This window comes from Streptomyces sp. NBC_00354 (assembly GCF_036106915.1).
Taxonomy (GTDB): Bacteria; Actinomycetota; Actinomycetes; order Streptomycetales; family Streptomycetaceae; genus Streptomyces.
On record NZ_CP107983.1, the window covers coordinates 1958020 to 1978989 of the forward strand.

The window sequence follows — 20970 nt, forward strand, 5'->3', positions numbered from 1 at the left end:
CGTCGCCTGCTGCGGCGTGCGAGGGCGGATGGACTCCCGATGATGTGGAGCGACCACCCGTCGGAGGTGGTTGCGCAGCAGACCGTAGTGGACGACGCCTCAACTCGCGGAGAAAACCCTCAAGTTGGAATGAATGAGCGATGGCTTCCGGCCACACCGCCTCAGCGGGCGCCGGACGCCAGGCCGTCCACTTTCCGTTGCAGCGCGGCGATGTCGGCCCTCAGGGCGGCGATGTCCGCCTTGTCCGCCGACTGTTCCGGTTCCGCCAGCTGGACCACCAGCGCGCCGCCCGGTTCGAGGGTGACCTCCGTGGTTTCCGTGACGTCGTCGCCGCCCTGGTGGCGGACCGCCGCGTCCAGGTCGGCGCGGCGCAGGCCGTAGTGGCGGATCACCGGGGTGAGCCAGTGGCCGTCGCGGGCCAGGGTGGTGGGGGAGCCCTCCAGCAGGCGGCCCAGCCGTTCGTAGCGGGCCGCCGCCCGGACCACCACGGTGTTCACCGCGAGCAGTACGGCGGCCCCGAAGGCCGCTCCGACGACCGAGTCGTCCGGGCCGATCACGGCGTTCTGCACGACGTTGGCCAGCAGCAGCATGACGACCAGGTCGAAGGTGCTGAGCTGCGCCAGCTGGCGCTTGCCGACGATCCGGAGCAGCACGAGGATCAGCGCGTAGACCGCGACGGTGCGGAGCGCCTTCTCCAGGTACTGGACGTCGCTCTGCAGGAAGGGCGTGAGGACACCGTGGGCGGATTGCATCGGGTCAACGCTGGCACATGCCGACGGCGACCGCGGCGATCGACCCGCCGTCGACCGTGGTGGGGCGAGTGGCCGCCCGCCCCGCCGAGCGGGCGGCCGACCGCGTTACGGCTTCGGCAGGGCGCAGCCCGCCCGGTTCAGGTCGATCTTGTTGCCCGCGCCGATGCAGGGGACGATGAGGTACGTCTCCTGGGCGTAGTTGATGCCCTGGCGGACGGTGACGGTGCCGTTCTCGTCCACCTCGCACGGGTTGTTCTCCGTGCAGCGCTGCCCGTCCTCATTGCCCGTGTTGTTGACCGCGACGACCTTGCCCGTCGTCGTGTCGATCACCGGGGAGCCCGAGGTGCCGCCGATGGTGTTGCAGGACGAGGTGTAGCGGACGGAGTCCTTCCAGGTCCACTCGCCCTCCTTGAGGCGGTACGCGAACCCGTCCACGTTGCAGCTGTAGATCCGCTTCCAGTACCCGGACACGACCTTGATCGCCGTGCCCTGCACCGGGCGGGCGTCGTTCAGGGTGAGCGCGCCGATGCCGTACTGGCTCTGGATCTGCGCGTACGTCTTGGTCAGCTGGTAGACCGAGATGTCCGTGTCGGTCATCGTCGCGTACGCGATCTTGCTGGCCCGCAGCGTCGCCACGCGCGAGCCCGACGCGCCCAGCAGCGAGAACGAGCGGCTGGACGGCTGGTCCTTGACGACCTCGCCCGGCCCCGGGAAGCCGGTCTCGATGCAGTGTCCGTTGGACAGGACGAGCGCGGGGTCGGTCGGCAGGGAGCCGGGGGCGCGGACGACGGAGCCGGAGCAGTTGCTGAGCGCGACCGTCCCCGCGTAGTTCACGGTGACGGCCGCCGCGGCCTTGTCCTGGGGTTCGGAGGCGACGGCCGGAGCTGCCGCCGCTCCTATCAGGAGCAGCGAGAGCAGGGCGCCGGCGAGAGGCTTGTTCATGTGGGGGTTCCCCTCTGATGACGAAGCACGATGCACGAGGCAACCGAAGATCCTCCGGTTGTCATGCGCATTGTTGGGAAGTCCGCCTCAACTGACAAGCCTGTACGCCCGGTTGGCAGATGCCACACCGGTGTCAGGTTCCGGCCATGATCAGCGCAGCAGGCGCTCCCGCAGCCGGCCCGTCGTCGCGGGCGTGATCCCGACGCGCGTGGCGAGATAGCCGGCCGCGGAGCCATAGCGCGTGGTCAGGTCGGCGAGGACGAGGGAGAGGATCGTCGCCGGGGCGCGGCCGTACGCGGGCCAGCGCATGGTGCGGCCCGGGTTGGCCGCGTGCCAGTCGGCCGTGAGGCGGGCGGTGGCCAGCTCGGTGAGCGCGAAATCGGCCAGGATCTCCTCCTCGGACACTTCGAGGAGGGTCAGGACGAATGCGGCGATCAGGCCGGTGCGGTCCTTGCCGGAGGTGCAGTGGAAGACCGCCGGGCCGGGGTCGGCGGCGATGAGCTCGATCGCCGCGCGGATCTCCTCGACGCCGTCCTCGGTCACCTCGGCGAACCGGTCGGCCAGGTACCGCCAGGGGTCGATGCCGGGGTCGATCGCGGCCTGGTCGTACGGGCGGTGCTCGATGCTCAGGTTGGCGTACGTGAACCGCTCGGCCTCCGGGATCCGGCCCTTGGCCTCGATCTCCCAGGGGTAGCGCAGGTCGATGACGGTCCGTATGCCCAGCCCGAGGAAGCGCTCCCAGTCGGCGCCCGCCAGCTTGCCGAGCGAGTCGGAGCGGTAGAGCGCGCCCCAGGCGACGGTACGGCCGTCGGCGGAACGGTAGCCGCCCAGGTCACGGAAGTTGTGCAGGCGCTCGAACTCGATGTGGCGGCGGTGCGTGTTCGTGGGCAGGTCGATGGCCGGGTCGGTCAACTGGGGCTCCTCGGGGTGCGGTTGTCGCCCCAGGATGCCCCAGGTGCCCCCGGTGCCCCGAGGACCCCCCCGGCCTCACGCTTGCGCGCGAGCGTGAGGCCGTCCGCGATCGGGAGCATCACCGACTCGACCCGCTCGTCGGCGCGCACGTGCGCGTTGAACTCCCGGATGGCCAGGGCGTTCCCCTGCGCGGTCGCGTGTACCGCCTCTCCCCCGTACAGGACGTTGTCGGCGAGGATCAGCCCGCCGGGGCGCAGGCGCGGCACGAGCTCGTCCCAGTAGGCGCGGTAGCCGGGCTTGTCGGCGTCCAGGAAGACCAGGTCGATCACCGGGTCCTGCGGCAGCGCGCGGAGCGTCTCCAGGGCCGGGGCGATCTCGAGGTCGATCCGGTCGTCCACCCCGGCCGCCTTCCAGGCCTCCCGGGCGATCGCCGTCCACTCCTCGGAGACGTCGCAGGTCAGGACCCGCCCGCCGGCCGCCAGGCCCTCGGCCAGGGCGAGCGTGGAATAGCCGGTGAAGGTGCCGACCTCGACGATCCGGCGGGCCCCGACCGTCTTGCCCAGCAGGGTGAGGAAGACGCCCTGCTCGTGCGGGACCTGCATCTGCGCCGGGCGGCCGAGCTCGCGCGTGCGCGCGATCAGCTGCTCCTGGACCGGGCTCGGGGGCTCGGCCTGCGCCACCAGGTACCCGTACACCTCGGCGGTGAGGTGCACCGTCTTCACATCGTCGGCAGTCCTGCTCATGTCGTCCGTACACCCCTCCGCGAGTCCGTCATGCCGTCGGGAGACCCCGCGCCGCCGGATCACCCCGCTGACCAACGACGCCGCCCCTGAAACGGCAACGGCAGGGACCCACCTGCGCCGTGGCGCGGCCGGGGCCCACCGGAACACAGTTCCGGCAGGTCGACAGGTAGGCACGAGCTGGCCCAGCGGATCGCCGCGGCCGGGCGGCGGACCGTACTGCGGGCCACGCTCGACGACTTCAAGAAGCCCTGGAAGGACCGGCACCTGTACGACCGGGAGTCCGGCGAGGGCTACTACCGCAACGCCTACGCCTACGACAAACGCGCGGCCAAGCGGCTGCTGCCGGACCCCTGCCGGTCGGCGCAGGCCGCGTCCTGTGCCCTGTGTTCCATCGATCCGCTGACCCAGCGGGACCACTCCGCCGAGACCGTGCCCGTTCCCGCCGACGCCGTCCTGATCGTCGACGGGGTGTTCGCGTTCCGGCCGGAGATCGACGGCTACTCGGCCTTCGACCGGACCCGCCTGCTCGGCTGACGGTCAGCCCGCCGGGTGGAGTGCCGCGTACTCCAGGGGGGCCGACGGGTCGATCGTGAGCCCGTACGGCGCCGGCTCCGCGCCCGCGCGGACCAGCAGGTCGCCGATCGCCGCGATCATCGCCCCGTTGTCCGTGCACAACGTCATCGGCGGCACCCGCAGTTCGATGCCCGCCGAGGCGCAGCGCCGTTCCGCCAGCGCCCGGACGCGGGAGTTGGCCGCCACTCCGCCGACCACCACCAGCGTCTTCACGCCGTACGCCCTGCAGGCCGCGACCGCCTTGCGGGTCAGTACGTCGGCCACCGCCTCCTGGAGCGAGGCCGCGCCGTCGGCCACCGGCGGCTGCTCCCCGCGCTGCCGGCAGCCCTCGGCCCAGCGGGCGGCGGCGGTCTTCAGCCCGGAGAAGGAGAAGGAGTACGCGTACGGGTCCTCCCCGCGCGGCCCGCCGGTCAGCGGGCGGGGGAACGCCACCGCCTTCGGGTTCCCGCCCCGCGCCGCCCGGTCGATGGCAGGGCCGCCCGGATACGGCAGGCCGAACACCCGGGCCACCTTGTCGAAGCACTCCCCGGCCGCGTCGTCCAGGGTGTCCCCGAGGTGCAGGATCGGCTCCCGTACGAGGTCCCGTACGAGCAGCAGCGAGGTGTGCCCGCCGGAGACGACCAGTACCACGCAGGGCTCGGGCAGCGGCCCGTGCTCCAGGGTGTCGGCGGCGACGTGCCCGGCCAGGTGGTGCACCCCGTACAGCGGTACGCCCAGCGCGTACGCGAGGGTCTTGGCCCCGGCCAGTCCGACCTGGAGCGCGCCGGAGAGGCCGGGGCCGGTGGTGACGGCCACCGCGTCGAGCTGGTCCGCGCGCAGTCCGGCCCGGTCGAGGGCCTGGCGGACCACCGGGTTGAAGGCGTGCAGGTGGGCGCGGGCCGCGATCTCGGGGACGACCCCGCCGAAGCGGGCGTGCTCGTCCATGCTCGACGCGACGACGTGCGCGAGGAGCCGGCCGCCCTGCACGATGCCCGCGCCCGTCTCGTCGCAGGAGGACTCGATGCCGAGCACCACCGGAGAACCCGTCATCACACCTGCACCAGACCCTTATTGCGAATAGTTCGCAATAAGGGTACCGGGTGCTAGCCGCGCGGGACGACCGTCGCCAGCACCGACGGCAGCGGGTACCAGTCCGCCGAGGCGATGGACGCGTGGTGCCGGGCCATCAGGCCGACCCGGTCCCGGGCCTGGGCCTCGGTCGGGTGCACCCCGTCGATGGCGGGCGCCACGTTGTGGGCGTCGGTGGCGATCAGCAGGTAGTGGTTGCGGTCGTACCAGGCGGTGTCGATGGAGCCTCCCGCATACGCGCTCGCGTCCCCGTCGAAGACCACGAACCACGGGCGCAGCGAGGCGTCGGCGTACCGGGCGCGCGGGTCGCCGGCCTCGGCCCGGTGCACGGCGGGGAAGGCGGCGGCCTGGCCGAGCCGGCCCGCGGCGGCGAGGGAGCGCAGGTGCTGGGCGTACTCCCGGTCGGTCCACAGGGTGTCGCCGGCGTTGCCCTCCTCCAGCGTGCCGGGGATCAGCTCCACCAGGAACTTCCCTGCCATCGCGGCGCGGCTCGGCCAGGCGCCGGCCCGGGCGGCGCTGTCCAGGTCGGGGTGGCCGGCGGCGAGCTGGCCGGGGCGGTAGACGGCGTCGCCGAGCTTCGAGGCCAGCAGCGCGTCGAGCTCGGCCGGGCCGCGCCCGAGGTTGGCGGCGAAGCCGTCCTTGAGCTCCAGCTTGAGGACGACCGGGCGGTGGCCGGGGTGGGCGTCGTGCCAGCTGCGGATGTCGGAGAGGCAGCCCGCGAGGTTCTGGTTGCGGGACTTGGTGCGCAGCTGGGCGGGGCTCGTGGCGTTCTCGCAGTTGTTGTCGTTGCCGAAGGGGTTGTCGTGGGCGACCCGCCAGGAGCTGCCGAAGAAGTTGGTCCACACGTCGAGTTCCAGCATCGCGGCGCCCGAGTCGAGGGCGTCCGCGAAGTACGGGTACTTGGCCTTCTCGTACGCGTTGTGCACGCCGACGCCGGTCGATCCCGCGTACGGGAGGTCGGCTCCTGCCCCCCTCGCGGCGGCCCCCGCCGGGGCCGTGCCCAGTACGAGGGCCAGGGCCGCCAGGCCCGCCGTCACCGCGCCCGCCATCCGGTTCCGCAATCCCATGCTTTCGGCTCCTGTCCGCCCAGTCGGTGCGCCATGAATCAACTCGCCGGGAGATTAGGTGAGTTGGGTGACATTCGGAAGGACGGCGGATGACGGGTGCCCGGCTGTGAGAACGGACACGTTCCGGATCCGGAACTGCCGTCATCACGCCGTCCGTCGAACAGGGGGTTGATCGGGATGCCGATCGGGGTTTCCGGGCGGGAGAGCCACATGTTCACCAAGGTTCACGGGCGGGCCGTACGGGTCTCCCTGCTCGTCGGCATGTGCTGCGCGGCGCTGATCGGGGGTGGCGGGTTCCTGTGGGAGCTGCGCGGCATCGCGGCGCACCTCGCGGACGGGGATCCCGCGGAGGGGAGCTACGTACAGGACCCGGCACAGGCCGACCGCGCGGCGGCGGCCGTGCTGGACGGCCTGGCGCGGGAGGCTCCGGCACAGGAGGTCCCGGCACAGGAGGTCCCGGCGCAGGAGGCTCCGGTACGGGAGACCCCGGCGCCGGAATCCGCCCCGCCGGGCCCGACCGCGCAGGGCACGGGCGGCCCCCCGGCCGGCGTGCACTGGCGGTCGGGCGGCTGGCAGCCCTCCGACCCGCTGGTCGCGCGGCCCGCGGCTGCCGAGCCCGCGACCGGGGCGCTGTTCTCGCCCGGCGAGGACGGGGACCAGGACCACCACTGCTCGGCCGGCGTGGTCCACTCCCCCGACGGCGACCTCATCGCCACCGCCGCCCACTGCGTGTACCGCGGCAGCTTCGGCTTCCGCACCAACCTCGTCTTCGCCCCGGGCTACCGGGACGGCGAGGCCCCGTACGGGATCTGGGTGCCCACCCGGATCGACGTGGACCCCCGGTGGACCGAGGACCAGGACCCCGACCACGACGTGGCCTTCCTCCGGATGCGCCGGCCCGGCCGTCCCGGCGAGCGCCTGGAGGACGCCACCGGGGCCCATACGATCCGGTTCCGGCCCGAACTGCCCGCGCCGGCCCGGGTCGTGGGCTATCCGAACGACACCGAGCACCCGGTGGAATGCTTCAACACCGCCCGCGCCGCGGGGCCCGCGCAGCTGCGGCTGGATTGCGCGGACGTACCCGACGGCACGAGCGGTGGTCCGGTGCTGACCGACGCGCACACCCTGATCGGGGTGGTCGGCGGCCGCGACGGGGGCGGGGACGAGACGACCTCGTACAGCAGCCGGTTCGACGAGGCGGTACGCGACCTGTACGAGCGGGCCGTGGCAGCCCCCCGCTAGGAAGATCAAGCCAGGGGGTGTCCGGCCGGACCCCGCCGTATCCGGGCAGACCCTACGAACCCGAGTCCGGCGGGCCGGGGTGGTGCGGCGGGTAGGCGGCGGTCTCCGGGGCCGTCGGCAGGCGCCACTTGGACAGGACCCGGATCACCGTGCCCGGGCTCAGCAGGGTGTTCGGCGAGGCCGACAGCGACAGCACGCCGAAGAAGGGCCGGGAGATCTCCGGGTCGGCGTTCGCACCCACGATCACCCGGGACATGTAGGCCTGCAGGACCTTGGTCGCCCGGTCGGGCGGCGGCCCCTCGGTCTCCGGGTAGCGCATGTCCTCGCTGGTGGCGATCTGCCAGGCCACGTCGGCGGCGGTGGCCGTACGCCGCTGGATCCGCCGGGCGGCCGCGGCGATCTCCCGGGGCGCCAGCCCCCGGATGGCGCCGGCCAGCGCGTCCGCCGCGAGGGCGGCCACCGTCATCCCGTGCCCGTACACGGGGTTGAACCGGCAGGCGGCGTCGCCGAGGACGACGAATCCGGCCGGCCAGCGGTCGAGTCGCTCGTAGTGGCGCCATTCGTTCGCGGTGCTCCGGAAGCCCGTCGGCGAGGAGAGCGGTTTGGCGTCGCGGAGGGCGTCGTACAGAGCCGGGGTGCGCAGGGTCCGGGTGTACTCGAGGAATTCCTCGTCCCCGGTCGGCGGGGCGTGTTCGCCGTTGCCGATCAGGGTCGCCAGCCAGCGGCCGTCGTCGAGGGGCACCAGCACGCCCCCGCGCGGGCTGTCGGGGCGGCCCTGGACGTACATGCCCTGCCAGCGGCGGGCCGGATCCGGCGGGACCTCGTAGTAGCGGCTCGAGTAGCCGAGACGGGAGTCGTAGCGGGTGGTCGCCGGGGCCGGGTGGCCGAGGGCGGCGAGCCAGGCCGGGGCCCGGGAGGTCCGCCCGGTCGCGTCGACCACGAAGCGGGCGGGCAGCGGGCCGCCCTCGCGCAGCCGTACGCCGGCCACGGAGCGGCCGTCCGGTCCGGCGACGAGCCCGGTCGCCGTGGATCCGGCGCGGACCCGGATGCGTTCGTCCCGCAGGACCTCCCTGCGGACCGTCCAGTCGATCAGCTCCCGGCTGCCCACCAGGATCCGGGACCCCGGGACCCGGTGGAACCAGTCGGCGGAGCTCAGCCACAGGAAGTCCCGCGGCGACTCCATCAGGGCCGCCCCGGCCGCGAGCAGCTCGCGGGTGACCCCGGGCAGCAGCTCCTCCATCAGCTCCAGGCCCCGCGACCACAGCACGTGCACGTGCCGGGACTGCGGCACACCGGGCCGGAAGGCCGGTCCGGTGTCCGGCAGTTCGTCCCGCTCCACCACGGTCACGCGCGCGAACCGCTGGGCGAGTGCCCGCGCCGCCAGCAGCCCCGCCAGGCCTGCGCCGAGGACCACTGCGTGGTCGTGGGCTTCTGGGTGGTTGTCCGTGTCGTCGTCCATGGCGCCGAGTCTCCCGTGGCGGACGCAACCGGGATCAGGTCCCGCCCGGGGCGCCCCGGGGCACCCCGGGGGCGGACGGGCTCACGGCGGGGCGCCCGGCCCGGATCACCTCAGCGCGCGAGGGAGCCGTACGGGATAGAGGTGAGCTTCTCCGAGGCCGCCCAGAGCCGTTCGCCGGAGGTGTCGTCCAGGGTCCACTTCGCCCGCCAGGAGCGGACGGGCGCCCCGCGCCAGCCGAGCCGCGGTCCGTAGAAGGCGTCGGGCTGCACCCCCGGCGCGGTGGCCGCGTACAGCGTGGGCAGGGCCCCGGAGGCCGCGGACTGGGCGAGGACGGCGGCGCCGACCCCCATCAGCCGGGACATGGGCCGGTGGCCCTCCTGGCGCGATGCCCCGACGTGCAGGTTGGTCGAGGCGTAGCCCGGGTGCGCGGCGGCCGCGACGATCCCGGAGCCGGCGGTCTCGAGGCGCCGGGCCAGTTCGTGGGTGAAGAGGAGGTTCGCGGTCTTGGAGCGGCCGTACGCGATCCAGCGCCGGTAGCGGTGCTCGCTGTTCAGGTCGTCGAGGTCGATGTCGCCGAGGGCGTGGAACCCGCTGGAGACGGTGACGATCCGGGCTCCGGGGTCCGCGGCCAGCAGCTGTGGCAGGAGCAGGCCGGTCAGCGCGAAGTGGCCGAGGTGGTTGACCCCGAACTGGGTCTCGAACCCGTCGGCGGTCCGCCCGAACGGCAGGGCCATCACGCCCGCGTTGTTCACCAGCAGGTCGAGGGAGGGCCTGCGCTGTCCGTAGGCCTTCGCGAACTCCCGTACGGAGTCCATGTCGGCCAGGTCCAGCGGTACGAACTCCACCTCGGCGCCCGGGACTTCGGCGCGCAGCCGCACCACCGCGGCCCGGCCGCGGGCCGCGCTGCGGCAGGCCAGTACCACGTCCGCGCCGCGCCGGGCGAGCTCCCGGGCGGCGACGTAGCCGATACCGCTGTTGGCGCCCGTGACGACGGCGGTCCGGCCGCTCTGGTCCGGGATGTTCTCGGCGTTCCAGCCAGGCATGCGGTCTCCCTCGCGAGGTGGGTCGAGCGGCGCGGTCACGTTGGGGTTACCGAGGGTAGACCTCGCCCTTCGCGGGGGTGGAGCCGGGGGCCGGTCACCCGGCCAGTAGGCTGCGGGTCCACCCGCTCCCTTCCCGTTCCCGAGGTACCGCGCAGTGAGCTCCGCACCGCCCCCCATGCCCGTGTCGGTCGTCGGCCTCGGCGCCGACGGCTGGGCCGGGCTCACCGCCGCCGCGCGTACCGCGCTGACCGGGGCCGAGGTGCTGATCGGCGGGCCGCGGCAGCTGGACCTGCTGCCGTCCGGCGAGTGCGCCGGCGAGCGGGTGGCCTGGCCGAGCCCGCTGCGGCCGGCCGTGCCGAAGCTGATGGCCGAGCACGCGGGCCGCCGGATCGCGGTGCTGGCGAGCGGCGACCCCATGTTCTACGGGATCGGCCGGGCTCTGGCGCAGGAGCTCGGGCCGGACGCTCTGCGGGTCCACCCGCACCCCTCGTCGGTGTCGTACGCCTGTGCCCGCCTGGGCTGGCCGGTGGAGGAGACCGAGGTGGTCACGGTGGTCGGCCGCCCGGTGGCCCGGCTCGCGGCCGCGCTGTACGAGGGGCGGCGGGTGCTGGTGCTCAGCGCCGGACCGGCGACCCCGGACGAGATCGCTGCTCTGCTTCGGGAGCGGGGCTTCGGCCCGAGCCGGATGCGGGTGCTGGAGCAGCTCGGCTCCGAGCGCGAGGACACGTACGAGGGGCAGGCCGAGAGCTGGGACCACGCGCCGGGCGATCCGCTCAACGTGGTGGCCGTGGACTGCCGCCGCGGCCCGGAGAGCGAGGTCCCGCGGCTCGGTGCGACCCCTGGCCTGCCCGACACCGCGTACGAGCACGACGGCCAGCTCACCAAGCGCCACGTACGGGCCGCGACCCTGTGCGCCCTCGCCCCGGCCCCCGGCGAGCTGCTGTGGGACATCGGCGGCGGCTCGGGCTCCATCGGCATCGAGTGGATGCGCACGCACCCCTCCTGCCGGGCCGTGGCCGTGGAGCGCGTCCCGGAGCGGGCGGCCCGCATCACCCGCAACGCGGCGGCGCTCGGCGTCCCGGGGCTGCGCGTGGTCACCGGCGCCGCTCCCGAGGCCCTCGCCGGACTCCCGGCCCCCGACGCGGTGTTCATCGGCGGCGGGCTGACCGCGCCGGGCCTGCTGGACTCCGCCTGGGCGGCCCTGGCCCCGGGCGGCCGGCTCGTGGTCAACACCGTGACCCTGGAGTCGGAGGCGGTCCTCACCGAGCGCTACCGGCACCACGGCGGCGACCTGGTCAAACTCGCCGTCGCGCACGCGGCGGCGGTCGGCGGCTTCACGGGCTGGCGGCAGGCGATGCCGGTCACCCAGTGGTCCGTGACCAAGCCCTGGGCTCGGACGGCCCCTCCCACAGCAGCGCACGAAGAGAACGAAAAGGATCCGACGACATGACCGTGTACTTCATCGGTGCGGGCCCCGGCGCCGCCGACCTGATCACGGTGCGCGGTGCCCGGATGCTGGCCGCCGCCCCGGTCTGCCTGTACGCGGGCAGCCTGGTCCCGCGCGAACTGCTGGCCGAGTGCCCGCCGGACGCCCGCCTGGTCGACACCTCGCAGCTGAACCTCGACGAGATCATCGCCGAGTGCGTACGGGCCCACGCGGCGGGCGAGGACGTGGCGCGGCTCCACTCGGGCGACCCGTCGATCTTCAGCGCGGTCGCGGAGCAGATGCGGCGGCTCGATGCGGCCGGCATCCCGTACGAGGTGGTGCCCGGCGTCCCGGCGTTCGCGGCGGCCGCGGCTGCGCTGAAGCGGGAGTTGACGGTCCCCACCGTCGGCCAGACCGTGATCCTGACCCGGATCGCCCAGCAGGCCACCCCGATGCCGCCCGGCGAGGACCTGGCCACCCTGGGCCGCAGCGGCGCGCTGCTGGTCCTGCACCTGGCCACGCGCTACGTGGACCGGGTCGCCGCCGAACTGCTGCCGCACTACGGGGCCGAGTGCCCGGTGGCGGTCGTGGCGATGGCCAGCCGCCCCGACGAGCTGATCCTGCGCGGCACGCTGGCCGACATCGCCGCCCAGGTGAAGGAGGCGGGCCTGGTCCGCACCGCGGTGATCATCGTGGGCCGTACGCTCGGCGCCGAGCAGTTCCGCGACAGCCACCTGTACTCCCCCGAGCGCGACCGGCATGTCTGCTGATCCGGCCGATGCGGCTGAACCGGCCCGCCACGTCCTGATCCTGGGCGGTACGACGGAGGCAAGGCGGCTCGCGGAGGCGCTGGCCCACGACCCCTCGTACCGGGTGACCACCTCGCTCGCGGGCCGGGTCGCGGCGCCGGTGCTGCCTCCCGGCGAGGTGCGGATCGGCGGCTTCGGCGGCCCCGAAGGCCTGGCGGCCTGGATCACCGCCCACCGGGTCACGCACCTGGTCGACGCCACGCACCCCTTCGCGGAGCGGATGAGCTTCAACGCGGCCCGGGCGGCGGCGCTTTCGGGCGTCCCGTTGCTCGCGCTGCGCCGCCCCGGCTGGTCCCCCGGCCCCGGGGACGACTGGCACTTCGCCGACTCGCTCGCCGAGGCGGCCGCAGCGCTGCCGGAGCTCGGCGGCCGGGCCTTCCTGACCACCGGCCGCATGGGCCTGCACACGTTCGCGCACCTGGCCGACACCTGGTTCCTGGTGCGCTCGGTGGACCCGCCGGACGCGCCCGTGCCGCCGGGGCTCGAAATCCTGCTCGACCGGGGCCCGTTCACCCTGGACGGCGAGCGGGAGCTGCTCGCGCGGCACCGGATCGACGTCCTGGTCACCAAGGACAGCGGCGGCTCCGCGACCGCCCCCAAGCTCACCGCGGCCCGCGAGGCCGGCATCCCGGTCCTGGTCGTCCGCAGGCCCCCCGTCCCGGAGGGCGTCGCGGAGGCGGAGTGCCTGGAGGCAGCCCTGGAATGGCTCGCGGGAACCCCGGGGTAGACCCCGCCCAGCCGTTGTCAGAGGGGTCTCCTACGCTCGTCGGCATGAGCACCACCACTCTGCTGATCCACAACGGCTCCGCCGCACCCGATGCCCCGGTCACCCGCATCGGCGGCCTTCCGCTGGCGCCCGCCGGCACGCAGTGGCCCACCTGTACGACCTGCTCCGGGCCGCTCCGGTTCATCGCGCAGATGGTCCTCGACGGCGGGCGCGGGGTCCTCTCCGTCTTCATGTGCGCGAACGATCCGGGCAGTTGCAAGGACTGGAGCGCAACGGCCGGCGGCAACAGGGCCTACCTCTTCCCGCCGGCCGGGCTGGTGCCGGTACCGCTGCCCGCACTCCCCACCGCCGAGGACGGGGACGAGGACGAGGAGGAGGACGTTCGGCAGCTCCGGGCGGTCCGTACCGTCGAGCGGGTGGCGGTGGCGGAGCGGGAGTACCGGGCCGCCTCCAAGGCCTGGTCCGAGAAGAGCGGACGCCCGACGTGCCACGTCCTCGGACAGCTCGGCGGCGCCCCCGACTGGCTTCAGTACGACGAGACGCCCGACTGCACCGGCTGCGGCGGCCCGATGGAGTTCGTCGCCCGGCTGGAGGAGGGGCCGGACCCCCTCACCGCCCCCAACTTCGGCTCCGGCAGCGCCTATGCGCACGCCTGCGAGCCCTGCGGCCGGGCGGCGTTCCTCTGGCAGTGCTGAGGGGGGCCGCCCGGCCTGCCGGTCAGGCCTCCGGGTAGCGGCGCGGGGTCCACGTCACCCGGGAGCCGTCCGGCCGCTCCGTGACCTGGGTCTGCGAGGAGCCGATCAGCAGGATCGTGCGCATGTCCACCTCGGACGGCTCCAGTTCACCGAGCGCGAGGATGCGGACCGACTGCTGCGGACCGCCCACGTCCCGCGCGACCACGACCGGGGTCTGCGGCGAACGCAGCTCCAGCAGCAGCGCCTTGGCCTGGGCGACCTGCCAGGTCCGGCTGCGTGAGCCCGGGTTGTACAGGGCGAGCACCAAGTCGGCTGCGGCGGCGGCGCGCAGCCGCTCCGCGATGACCTCCCACGGCTTGAGCCGGTCCGACAGGGAGATCGTGGCGTAGTCGTGGCCGAGCGGTGCCCCGGCCGCGGCGGCTGCCGCGTTGGCGGCGGTCACCCCCGGCAGGACCCGTACGGGCACGTCCTTGTACTCCGGCTGCCCCGCGACCTCCAGGACGGCGGTGGCCATGGCGAAGACGCCCGGGTCGCCGCCGGAGACCACGACGACCCGCTTGCCGCGGCGGGCGAGGTCGAGCGCGAACTCGGCGCGCTCCGACTCGACCTTGTTGTCGGAGCCGTGCCGGATCTGGCCCGGCTTGACGGGTACGCGGTCCAGGTACGTGGTGTACCCGACGAGCACCTCGGCGTCGGCCAGCGCCCGCCGGGTCTCGGGGGTGAGCCAGAGCGGCCCGGCCGGTCCGGTGCCGACGACGGCGACCTCGCCGGGCCCGGACGGCACGCTGCCGGGGTTGCCGATGCGGCTGGGCACGACGGCGACGGCGAAGTACGGGACGCTGTCGGGGTCGGTGTCGGCGAGGACGCCGGTCCGCTCGCCCGCCATGGTGGCGCGCTCGACGTACCGGGCCTCCGCCAGCCGCCCGCTGCCCTCCATGGCCCGGCGCACGGCGGGGAAGGTGCGGCCGAGCTTCATCACGACCGCGGAGTCCGTGGCGGCGAGGCGGGCGGTGAGCTCCTCCTCCGGCAGGGTGCCGGGCAGGATCGTCAGCACCTCCTCGCCCTCGACGAGCGGGGTGCCGAGCCGGGCGGCGGCGGCGCTCACCGAGGTCACCCCGGGGATCACCTCGGCCTCGTAGCGGTGGGCGAGCCGCTTGTGCATGTGCATGTACGAGCCGTAGAAGAGCGGGTCTCCCTCGGCGAGCACGGCGACGGTCCGGCCGGCCTCCAGGTGCGCGGCCAGCCGGGCGGCGGACTCCTCGTAGAACTCCTCCATCGCCCCCTGGTAGCCGCCGGGGTGGTCGGTGGTCTCGGTGGTGACCGGGTAGACCAGCGGCTCCTCGACGTGGTCCGCGCGCAGGTGCTCGGCGGCGATCGAGCGGGCGATCGAGCGGCCGTGGCGTGCGCTGTGGTACGCGACGACATCGGCCTCGGCGATGACCTGGACGGCCCGGAGGGTCATCAGGGAGGGGTCGCCGGGGCCGAGCCCGACGCCGTACAGCTTTCCGGTGCGGGCTGCGGTGCCGGCTGCGCTGCTCATTCTTCCTCGCTCGCGATCGCGTTGACGGCGGCGGCCGCGATGGCGCTGCCGCCGCGCCGGCCGCGCACGATCAGGTGGTCGAGGCCGGAGGCGTGGGCGGCGAGCGCGTCCTTGGACTCGGCGGCGCCGATGAAGCCGACCGGGACGCCGATGACGGCGGCGGGGCGCGCGGCGCCCTCCTCAATCATCTCGAGCAGCCGGAACAGCGCGGTCGGCGCGTTGCCGACGGCGATCACGGAGCCCCCCAGCAGGCCGCGGTCGCGCCAGACTTCGAGGGCGGCGGCGCTGCGCGTGGTGCCCATCTTCGCGGCGAGGGCGGGCACGGCCGGGTCGGAGAGGGTGCAGATCACCTCGTTGTCGGCGGGCAGCCGCTTGCGGGTGACCCCGCTGGCGACCATCTGCACGTCGCAGAGGATCGGCGCGCCGGCGGTCAGGGCGGCACGCGCGCGCAGCACGACGTCGGGGGTGTAGCCGAGGTCCTGGGGCAGGTCGGTCATTCCGCAGGCGTGAATCATGCGTACCGCGACCTGGGCGACGGAGGCGGGCAGCCCGGAGAGGTCCGCCTCGGCGCGGATCGTGGCAAAGGACTGGCGGTAGATCGCCGCGCCGTCCTTCTCGTACTCGAACACTGTGTACTCGCTCATTTCTTCGCTGCGTCGTGGGAGGTGGTGCGGCGTGCGTCCGCTAGGGCCGCGGGAAGTTCGGAGGTCTGGAGGCCGCGGCGCGGGGTGCGGCCGGCCGCGGAGAGGTCGTAGCCCGTGGGGGTGGCGACCACGTCCACCCACGCGGTGCCGCGGGGGTGCCCGCACCGGCGTTCGCACCCGGACCAGTGCACGGGCAGGGGGCCGGTCGCACGGGTGACGGCGGCGCGCGCGTCGGCGCGTACGTCCGCGAGGGATTTGGCGCAACCGGGGCGTCCGGTACAGGTGGTGACGGACCGCCAGGGGTCGTCGGGGGCGGTGACCAGCCCGGCCTCGGCGAGGGTGGCCAGCTCTTGTGCGGCGGCGCGGGCGGGCAGGCCGGGGACGACGATGCCGCGCCAGGGGGTCAGGCGGATGCGGCCCGTGAGGCCGGCCAGCAGGCGCCACTGCGCGGTGGTCAGGCGGCCCAGCGGTGCGAGGACGCTGAGCGCGGCGGTGCCGTGGGGGCCTTCGACGATGCCGGGCTCGGGGGCCGGGGAGCGCCGGGCGTCTTCCCGTACGAGGGCGGCCTCGATCCCGGCGGCGGCCAGCCGCACACCCAACTCACCGGAACCCAGGGCCTGTTCGGCGGGCAGCTCGGCAACCCGCCAGGCTCGGGTGCCGGCTTCCCGGACGGCGTCGAGGAAGTATGCGGCCGCCACGAGGGCGGCCCGGGGCGCGTCGGCCGCTGCCACGAGCAGGGCGTCGGCCGGGTCGGCCGTCCACAGCAGGGCCCGGTCGGCGTCCCGGGCGACCAGGTTCACGTCCGCGGCAAGGGAGGTGACGTCGCCGCGGCCGTCGTCGAGGGCGAACAGGAAGCGGCCGGACAGCCCGGCCGCGGGCGCGCTCGCGCACAGCAGCCGGTCCAGCTCCGCGACCCAGGGCGCCACGTCGGGCAGGCCGCGCCGGTCGAGGCCGGTCAGCGGCGAGGCGACGATGTTGCGGACGCGCTCGTGCGTGGGCGCGGGCAGCAGGCCGGCGCGGACGAGCACGGACTGCAGTTCGCCGCCGCAGCTCGCCCCGAGGCCGCGCAGTTGCGCGTTGCCGCGGGAGGTGAGGTCGATGTGCCCGTCGCCGAGCCGGTCCGCTGCATCGGCCAGCAGCGAGGCCGCGTCCGCGTCGAGCATCCCGCCGGGTACCCGGACCCGGGCCAGGAACCCGTCGTCCGCGGCGTGCAGCCGCAGCGCACCGGGGCAGGCGTCACCGCGGTCGCGTATGACGGGTTCGTCCCGCGATGCGGCGGAAGGGGGCTGGGGCGGCATGGCGGCGAGCATACCCACGATTCCCCCGCCCCGACCTGTGGCCGTCACCACCCACCCCTCCGCGCAGCGGTGGTGCGCGGGCGGGCTCGGCGCTCCGCGGAGCGGGGGGCGCGCGGGGGGTCGGGGGGCGGGGGCGGGTCCGCCGGCCGGGCGCCCGGGCGCGGGCCACCCCCACTCCCGGTCAGGGAGATCGCCACCTAAGATGACCAGCGGCGGAGCCACATGGCCCGCCGGGAGGAAGCCCGGTGCGAATCCGGCGCGGTCCCGCCACTGTGAACCCTGCAGAGCAATCCGCCGGGTGAGTCAGGAACTCCCGCTGTCCTCACTGCCCGGGGCGCGGAAACCCCGAGGAAGGCCTGCCGCCGCATGATCCTGCTGCTGTCGACGTCCGACACCGATCTGCTCAGCGCCCGCGCCGCGGACGGCCCCGTGCCGTACCGGTTCGCGAACCCGTCCCGCCTTCCCCTCGACGACCTGCCCGGGCTGCTCGACGGCGTCGACCTGGTCGTCGTACGCCTCCTCGGCGGCCTGCGCGCCTGGCAGGACGGCCTCGACCTGCTCCTGGCGCCGGCCCAGACCCGCCCGGTGGTGGTCCTGACCGGCGAACAGGCCCCGGACGCTCAGCTGATGGAGGCCTCCACGGTCCCGATCGGCATCGCGGCCGAGGCGCACGGCTACCTCGCCCACGGCGGCCCCGCCAACCTGGACCAGCTGGCCCGGTTCCTCTCCGACACCGTGCTGCTCACCGGCCACGGCTTCGAGCCGCCGGCCGCCGCGCCGACCTGGGGCCCGCTGGAGCGCACGCCCGGGACCACCGAGGGTCCGCGCATCGCCGTGCTGTACTACCGCGCCCACCAGATGAGCGGCAACACCGCCTTCGTGCACGCCCTGTGCGATGCGATCGAGGCCCAGGACGCCCAGGCCCTCCCCCTCTACGTGTCCTCCCTGCGCACTCCGGAGCCGGACCTGATCGCCGCGCTGGAGTCGGCGGACGCGGTCGTCACCACCGTCCTCGCGGCCGGCGGCACCAAGCCCGCCACCGCCTCGGCGGGCGGCGACGACGAGTCGTGGGACGCGGGCGCGCTGGCCGCGCTCGGCGTCCCGATCCTGCAGGCCCTGTGCCTGACCGGCTCGCGCAGCGCCTGGGAGGCGAACGACGAGGGCCTGTCCCCGCTCGACGCCGCGACGCAGGTCGCCGTGCCCGAGTTCGACGGCCGTCTGATCACCGTCCCGTTCTCCTTCAAGGAGCTCGACGAGGACGGCCTGCCCGCGTACGTGGCCGACCCCGAGCGCGCCTCCCGCGTCGCCGGCATCGCCGTCCGGCACGCCCGCCTCCGGCACATCGAGCGGCGCGACAAGAAGCTCGCGCTCGTCCTCTCCGCGTACCCCACCAAGCACTCCCGCATCGGCAACGCGGTCGGCCTCGACACCCCGGCCAGCGCCGTGGAACTGCTGCGCACCCTCATCGCGGGCGGCTACGACTTCGGCCCGGTCGAGGAGATCCCGGGCCTGGTCTCCGGCGACGGCGACGAGCTGATCCGCGCCCTGATCGAGGCCGGCGGCCACGACCAGGACTGGCTGACCGAGGAGCAGCTGGCCCGCAACCCGGTCCGGATCCCGGCCGCCGACTACAAGCGGTGGTTCGCCGAGCTCCCCGCCGAGCTGCGCGAAAGCGTCGAGGAGCACTGGGGCGAGGCTCCGGGCAACATGTTCGTGGACCGCTCCGCGAACCCGGAGGGCGACATCGTGCTCGCGGCGCTGCGCCGCGGGAACCTGCTCATCCTGATCCAGCCGCCGCGCGGTTTCGGCGAGAACCCGATCGCGATCTACCACGACCCGGACCTGCCGCCCTCGCACCACTACCTGGCCGCCTACCGCTGGATCCAGGCGCGCGCCGAGGACGGCGGCTTCGGCGCCGACGCGATGATCCACCTGGGCAAGCACGGCAACCTGGAGTGGCTGCCGGGCAAGAACGCCGGCCTGTCGGCGGCCTGCGCGCCCGACGCCGCGCTCGGCGACCTGCCGCTCATCTACCCCTTCCTGGTGAACGACCCGGGCGAGGGCACGCAGGCCAAGCGCCGCGTGCACGCCACCCTGGTCGACCACCTGGTGCCGCCGATGGCGCGCGCGGAGTCGTACGGCGACATCGCGCGCCTGGAGCAGCACCTGGACGAGTACGCGCAGATCTCGGCGATGGACCCGGCCAAGCTGCCGGCCATCCGCGCCCAGATCTGGACCCTGATCCAGGCCGCGAAGCTCCACCACGACCTGGGTCTGGAGGAGCGCCCGGACGACGAGGGCTTCGACGACTTCCTGCTGCACGTCGACGGCTGGCTGTGCGAGGTCAAGGACGCCCAGATCCGGGACGGCCTGCACGTCCTGGGCGGCGCCCCGACCGGCGAGGCCCGGGTCAATCTGGTCCTCGCGATCCTGCGCGCCCGTCAGATCTGGGGCGGCACCACGGCCCTGCCCGGCCTGCGCGAGGCGCTCGGCCTGGACGAGTCCGCGGCCACCCGTACGACCGCCGACGAGGCGGAGGCGGCGGCCCGCGCGCTGGTGCAGGCGATGGAGGACGCGCACTGGGCCCCGGAGGCGGTGGCTTCGGTCGCCGCCGGGTACGCGGCGGACGTGACGGCCGTACTGGACTTCGCGGCCCGGGAGGTCGTCCCGCGGCTGGCCGGCACGACCGACGAGATCGCGCACGTGGTGAGCGCGCTGGACGGCTCCTTCGTCCCGGCGGGTCCCTCGGGTTCCCCCCTCCGAGGCCTGGTGAACGTCCTCCCCACGGGCCGGAACTTCTACTCCGTCGACCCGAAGGCCGTCCCGTCCCGCCTCGCGTGGGAGACGGGCCAGGCCCTGGCCGACTCCCTCCTCACCCGCTACCGCACGGACAACGGCGAGTGGCCGGCCTCCGTAGGCCTGTCCCTGTGGGGCACGAGCGCGATGCGCACCTCGGGCGACGACGTCGCCGAGGCGCTGGCCCTGCTGGGCATCCGCCCGGTCTGGGACGAGGCCTCTCGCCGCGTCACCGGCCTGGAGCCGATCCCGCTCGAGGAGCTGGGCCGCCCGCGCATCGACGTCACGCTGCGCATCTCGGGCTTCTTCCGGGACGCGTTCCCGCACGTGATCGGCCTGCTGGACGACGCGGTACGGCTGGCGGCGTCCCTGGACGAGCCCGCCTCGGAGAACTACATCCGGGCCCACGCCCAGGCGGACCTGGCCGAGCACGGTGACGAGCGGCGCGCGACGACCCGTATCTTCGGCTCGCGCCCGGGCACGTACGGCGCCGGCATCCTCCAGCTGATCGACTCCCGCGACTGGCGTACGGACGCCGACCTCGCGGAGGTCTACACGGTGTGGGGCGGCTACGCGTACGGCCGCGGCCTGGAGGGCCGCCCGGCCCGCGCCGAGATGGAGACCGCGTACAAGCGGATCACGGTGGCCGCGAAGAACACGGACACCCGCGAGCACGACATCGCCGACTCGGACGACTACTTCCAGTACCACGGCGGCATGGTGGCCACGGTCCGCGCCCTGCGCGGCACGGCGCCGGAGGCGTACATCGGCGACTCCACCCGCCCGGAGACGGTCAAGACCCGCACCCTGGTCGAGGAGACGTCCCGCGTCTTCCGCGCCCGCGTGGTCAACCCCAAGTGGATCGAGGCGATGCGCCGCCACGGCTACAAGGGCGCCTTCGAGCTGGCGGCGACGGTGGACTACCTCTTCGGCTACGACGCCACGACGGGCGTGGTCGCGGACTGGATGTACGACAAGCTCACGGAAACCTACGTGCTGGACCCGACGAACCGCGCCTTCCTGGAGGAGGCCAACCCCTGGGCCCTGCACGGCATCGCGGAACGCCTCCTGGAGGCCGAGTCCCGCGGCATGTGGGAGAAGCCGGACCCCCAGATCCTCGAATCCCTCCGCCAGGTCTACCTGGACACGGAGGGCAACCTGGAAGGCGACTCGGAGTAGTCCGCACCGCACGGAGCCGGACCGGCCTCCTCACCGCGTACGGGTGGGAAGGCCG

At 74.2% G+C, this 20970-nt stretch carries 17 protein-coding genes and 1 riboswitch; of the genes, 6 read left to right on the plus strand and 11 right to left on the minus strand.

The window, feature by feature from the left end:
• Positions 1–161: 161 nt before the first annotated feature.
• The 6 genes from OHT74_RS08920 to OHT74_RS08945 all read right to left on the minus strand — a co-directional run bounded on the left by OHT74_RS08920 (position 162) and on the right by OHT74_RS08945 (position 6057).
• A complete protein-coding gene (locus tag OHT74_RS08920; RefSeq protein ID WP_328619946.1) occupies positions 162–752 on the minus strand; it encodes a DUF421 domain-containing protein in 591 nt (196 codons plus the stop codon).
• A gap of 105 nt (positions 753–857) precedes the next feature.
• A complete protein-coding gene (locus OHT74_RS08925; protein WP_328619947.1) occupies positions 858–1694 on the minus strand; it encodes a S1 family peptidase in 837 nt (278 codons plus the stop codon).
• A gap of 150 nt (positions 1695–1844) precedes the next feature.
• Positions 1845–2606 (minus strand): tyrosine-protein phosphatase, encoded by a 762-nt coding sequence (locus OHT74_RS08930; RefSeq protein WP_328619948.1) that lies wholly within the window; start codon positions 2604–2606, stop codon positions 1845–1847.
• The gene (locus tag OHT74_RS08935) at positions 2603–3349 is read right to left on the minus strand and encodes an O-methyltransferase (protein ID WP_328619949.1); all 747 of its coding nucleotides are present in this window, start codon (positions 3347–3349) and stop codon (positions 2603–2605) included. Before OHT74_RS08935 ends, OHT74_RS08930 begins: the two co-directional genes overlap by 4 nt.
• A gap of 537 nt (positions 3350–3886) precedes the next feature.
• Positions 3887–4951, minus strand: a complete 1065-nt coding sequence (tsaD, locus tag OHT74_RS08940; protein ID WP_328619950.1) for a tRNA (adenosine(37)-N6)-threonylcarbamoyltransferase complex transferase subunit TsaD — start codon at positions 4949–4951, stop codon at positions 3887–3889.
• A 53-nt stretch (positions 4952–5004) separates the two neighbouring features.
• Positions 5005–6057 carry a phosphatidylinositol-specific phospholipase C domain-containing protein gene (locus OHT74_RS08945; protein ID WP_328619951.1) on the minus strand — a complete coding sequence of 351 codons (1053 nt, stop codon included), beginning with the start codon at positions 6055–6057 and terminating at the stop codon, positions 5005–5007.
• Between the two features lie 210 nt (positions 6058–6267).
• Between OHT74_RS08945 and OHT74_RS08950 the strand changes: the two genes are divergently transcribed.
• Positions 6268–7299, plus strand: coding sequence for a trypsin-like serine peptidase (locus tag OHT74_RS08950; protein WP_328619952.1), 1032 nt, complete (start codon positions 6268–6270; stop codon positions 7297–7299).
• Between the two features lie 52 nt (positions 7300–7351).
• Here the strand turns inward: OHT74_RS08950 and OHT74_RS08955 are convergent, their stop codons facing one another.
• Together OHT74_RS08955 and OHT74_RS08960 are read right to left on the minus strand one after the other, a co-directional pair.
• Positions 7352–8758, minus strand: coding sequence for an FAD-dependent oxidoreductase (locus tag OHT74_RS08955; RefSeq protein WP_328619953.1), 1407 nt, complete (start codon positions 8756–8758; stop codon positions 7352–7354).
• Between the two features lie 110 nt (positions 8759–8868).
• Positions 8869–9801 carry an oxidoreductase gene (locus tag OHT74_RS08960; RefSeq protein ID WP_328619954.1) on the minus strand — a complete coding sequence of 311 codons (933 nt, stop codon included), beginning with the start codon at positions 9799–9801 and terminating at the stop codon, positions 8869–8871.
• 175 nt (positions 9802–9976) lie between these two features.
• Here OHT74_RS08960 and cbiE point away from each other — a divergent pair, with 175 nt between their 5' ends.
• The 4 genes from cbiE to OHT74_RS08980 are packed head-to-tail and all read left to right on the plus strand — an operon-like array spanning position 9977 to position 13458.
• Positions 9977–11251 (plus strand): precorrin-6y C5,15-methyltransferase (decarboxylating) subunit CbiE, encoded by a 1275-nt coding sequence (gene cbiE, locus OHT74_RS08965; RefSeq protein ID WP_266672588.1) that lies wholly within the window; start codon positions 9977–9979, stop codon positions 11249–11251.
• Complete coding sequence (gene cobM / locus OHT74_RS08970) at positions 11248–11997, plus strand: precorrin-4 C(11)-methyltransferase (RefSeq protein WP_328619955.1); 750 nt, start codon at positions 11248–11250, stop codon at positions 11995–11997. Before cbiE ends, cobM begins: the two co-directional genes overlap by 4 nt.
• A complete protein-coding gene (locus OHT74_RS08975) occupies positions 11987–12763 on the plus strand; it encodes a cobalt-precorrin-6A reductase (RefSeq protein WP_328619956.1) in 777 nt (258 codons plus the stop codon). Before cobM ends, OHT74_RS08975 begins: the two co-directional genes overlap by 11 nt.
• 44 nt (positions 12764–12807) lie before the next feature.
• Complete coding sequence (locus OHT74_RS08980; protein ID WP_328619957.1) at positions 12808–13458, plus strand: hypothetical protein; 651 nt, start codon at positions 12808–12810, stop codon at positions 13456–13458.
• Positions 13459–13480: 22 nt separating this feature from the next.
• Here OHT74_RS08980 and OHT74_RS08985 read toward each other — a convergent pair whose 3' ends face one another.
• Genes OHT74_RS08985 through cobG form a run of 3 tightly spaced genes read right to left on the minus strand, consistent with a single transcriptional unit; the run spans position 13481 to position 16940 of the window.
• A complete protein-coding gene (locus tag OHT74_RS08985) occupies positions 13481–14998 on the minus strand; it encodes a precorrin-2 C(20)-methyltransferase (RefSeq protein WP_328619958.1) in 1518 nt (505 codons plus the stop codon).
• Positions 14995–15642 (minus strand): precorrin-8X methylmutase, encoded by a 648-nt coding sequence (locus OHT74_RS08990; RefSeq protein ID WP_328619959.1) that lies wholly within the window; start codon positions 15640–15642, stop codon positions 14995–14997. The genes OHT74_RS08985 and OHT74_RS08990 overlap by 4 nt, the downstream gene beginning before the upstream one ends.
• On the minus strand, positions 15639–16940 hold the full coding sequence (gene cobG / locus OHT74_RS08995; RefSeq protein ID WP_328619960.1) for a precorrin-3B synthase: 1302 nt from the start codon (positions 16938–16940) through the stop codon (positions 15639–15641). Before cobG ends, OHT74_RS08990 begins: the two co-directional genes overlap by 4 nt.
• 194 nt (positions 16941–17134) lie before the next feature.
• Positions 17135–17273: riboswitch (cobalamin riboswitch) on the plus strand.
• A gap of 33 nt (positions 17274–17306) precedes the next feature.
• On the opposite strand from cobG, the gene cobN reads away from it, so the two are divergent.
• Positions 17307–20915 (plus strand): cobaltochelatase subunit CobN, encoded by a 3609-nt coding sequence (gene cobN / locus OHT74_RS09000; RefSeq protein WP_328619961.1) that lies wholly within the window; start codon positions 17307–17309, stop codon positions 20913–20915.
• Positions 20916–20970: the final 55 nt, after the last annotated feature.

Excerpts from the sequence above, each read along its gene's own strand:
- OHT74_RS08945 (WP_328619951.1), bottom strand. The coding sequence starts at position 6,057 with ATGGGATTGCGGAACCGGATGGCGGGCGCGGTGACGGCGGGCCTGGCG.
- OHT74_RS08950 (WP_328619952.1), top strand. The coding sequence starts at position 6,268 with ATGTTCACCAAGGTTCACGGGCGGGCCGTACGGGTCTCCCTGCTCGTC.
- cobN (WP_328619961.1), top strand. The coding sequence starts at position 17,307 with ATGATCCTGCTGCTGTCGACGTCCGACACCGATCTGCTCAGCGCCCGC.
- OHT74_RS08935 (WP_328619949.1), bottom strand. The coding sequence starts at position 3,349 with ATGAGCAGGACTGCCGACGATGTGAAGACGGTGCACCTCACCGCCGAG.
- OHT74_RS08990 (WP_328619959.1), bottom strand. The coding sequence starts at position 15,642 with ATGAGCGAGTACACAGTGTTCGAGTACGAGAAGGACGGCGCGGCGATC.
- cobG (WP_328619960.1), bottom strand. The coding sequence starts at position 16,940 with ATGCCGCCCCAGCCCCCTTCCGCCGCATCGCGGGACGAACCCGTCATA.
- OHT74_RS08985 (WP_328619958.1), bottom strand. The coding sequence starts at position 14,998 with ATGAGCAGCGCAGCCGGCACCGCAGCCCGCACCGGAAAGCTGTACGGC.
- cbiE (WP_266672588.1), top strand. The coding sequence starts at position 9,977 with ATGCCCGTGTCGGTCGTCGGCCTCGGCGCCGACGGCTGGGCCGGGCTC.
- OHT74_RS08960 (WP_328619954.1), bottom strand. The coding sequence starts at position 9,801 with ATGCCTGGCTGGAACGCCGAGAACATCCCGGACCAGAGCGGCCGGACC.
- OHT74_RS08955 (WP_328619953.1), bottom strand. The coding sequence starts at position 8,758 with ATGGACGACGACACGGACAACCACCCAGAAGCCCACGACCACGCAGTG.
- cobM (WP_328619955.1), top strand. The coding sequence starts at position 11,248 with ATGACCGTGTACTTCATCGGTGCGGGCCCCGGCGCCGCCGACCTGATC.
- OHT74_RS08980 (WP_328619957.1), top strand. The coding sequence starts at position 12,808 with ATGAGCACCACCACTCTGCTGATCCACAACGGCTCCGCCGCACCCGAT.
- OHT74_RS08920 (WP_328619946.1), bottom strand. The coding sequence starts at position 752 with ATGCAATCCGCCCACGGTGTCCTCACGCCCTTCCTGCAGAGCGACGTC.
- OHT74_RS08925 (WP_328619947.1), bottom strand. The coding sequence starts at position 1,694 with ATGAACAAGCCTCTCGCCGGCGCCCTGCTCTCGCTGCTCCTGATAGGA.
- OHT74_RS08975 (WP_328619956.1), top strand. The coding sequence starts at position 11,987 with ATGTCTGCTGATCCGGCCGATGCGGCTGAACCGGCCCGCCACGTCCTG.
- tsaD (WP_328619950.1), bottom strand. The coding sequence starts at position 4,951 with ATGACGGGTTCTCCGGTGGTGCTCGGCATCGAGTCCTCCTGCGACGAG.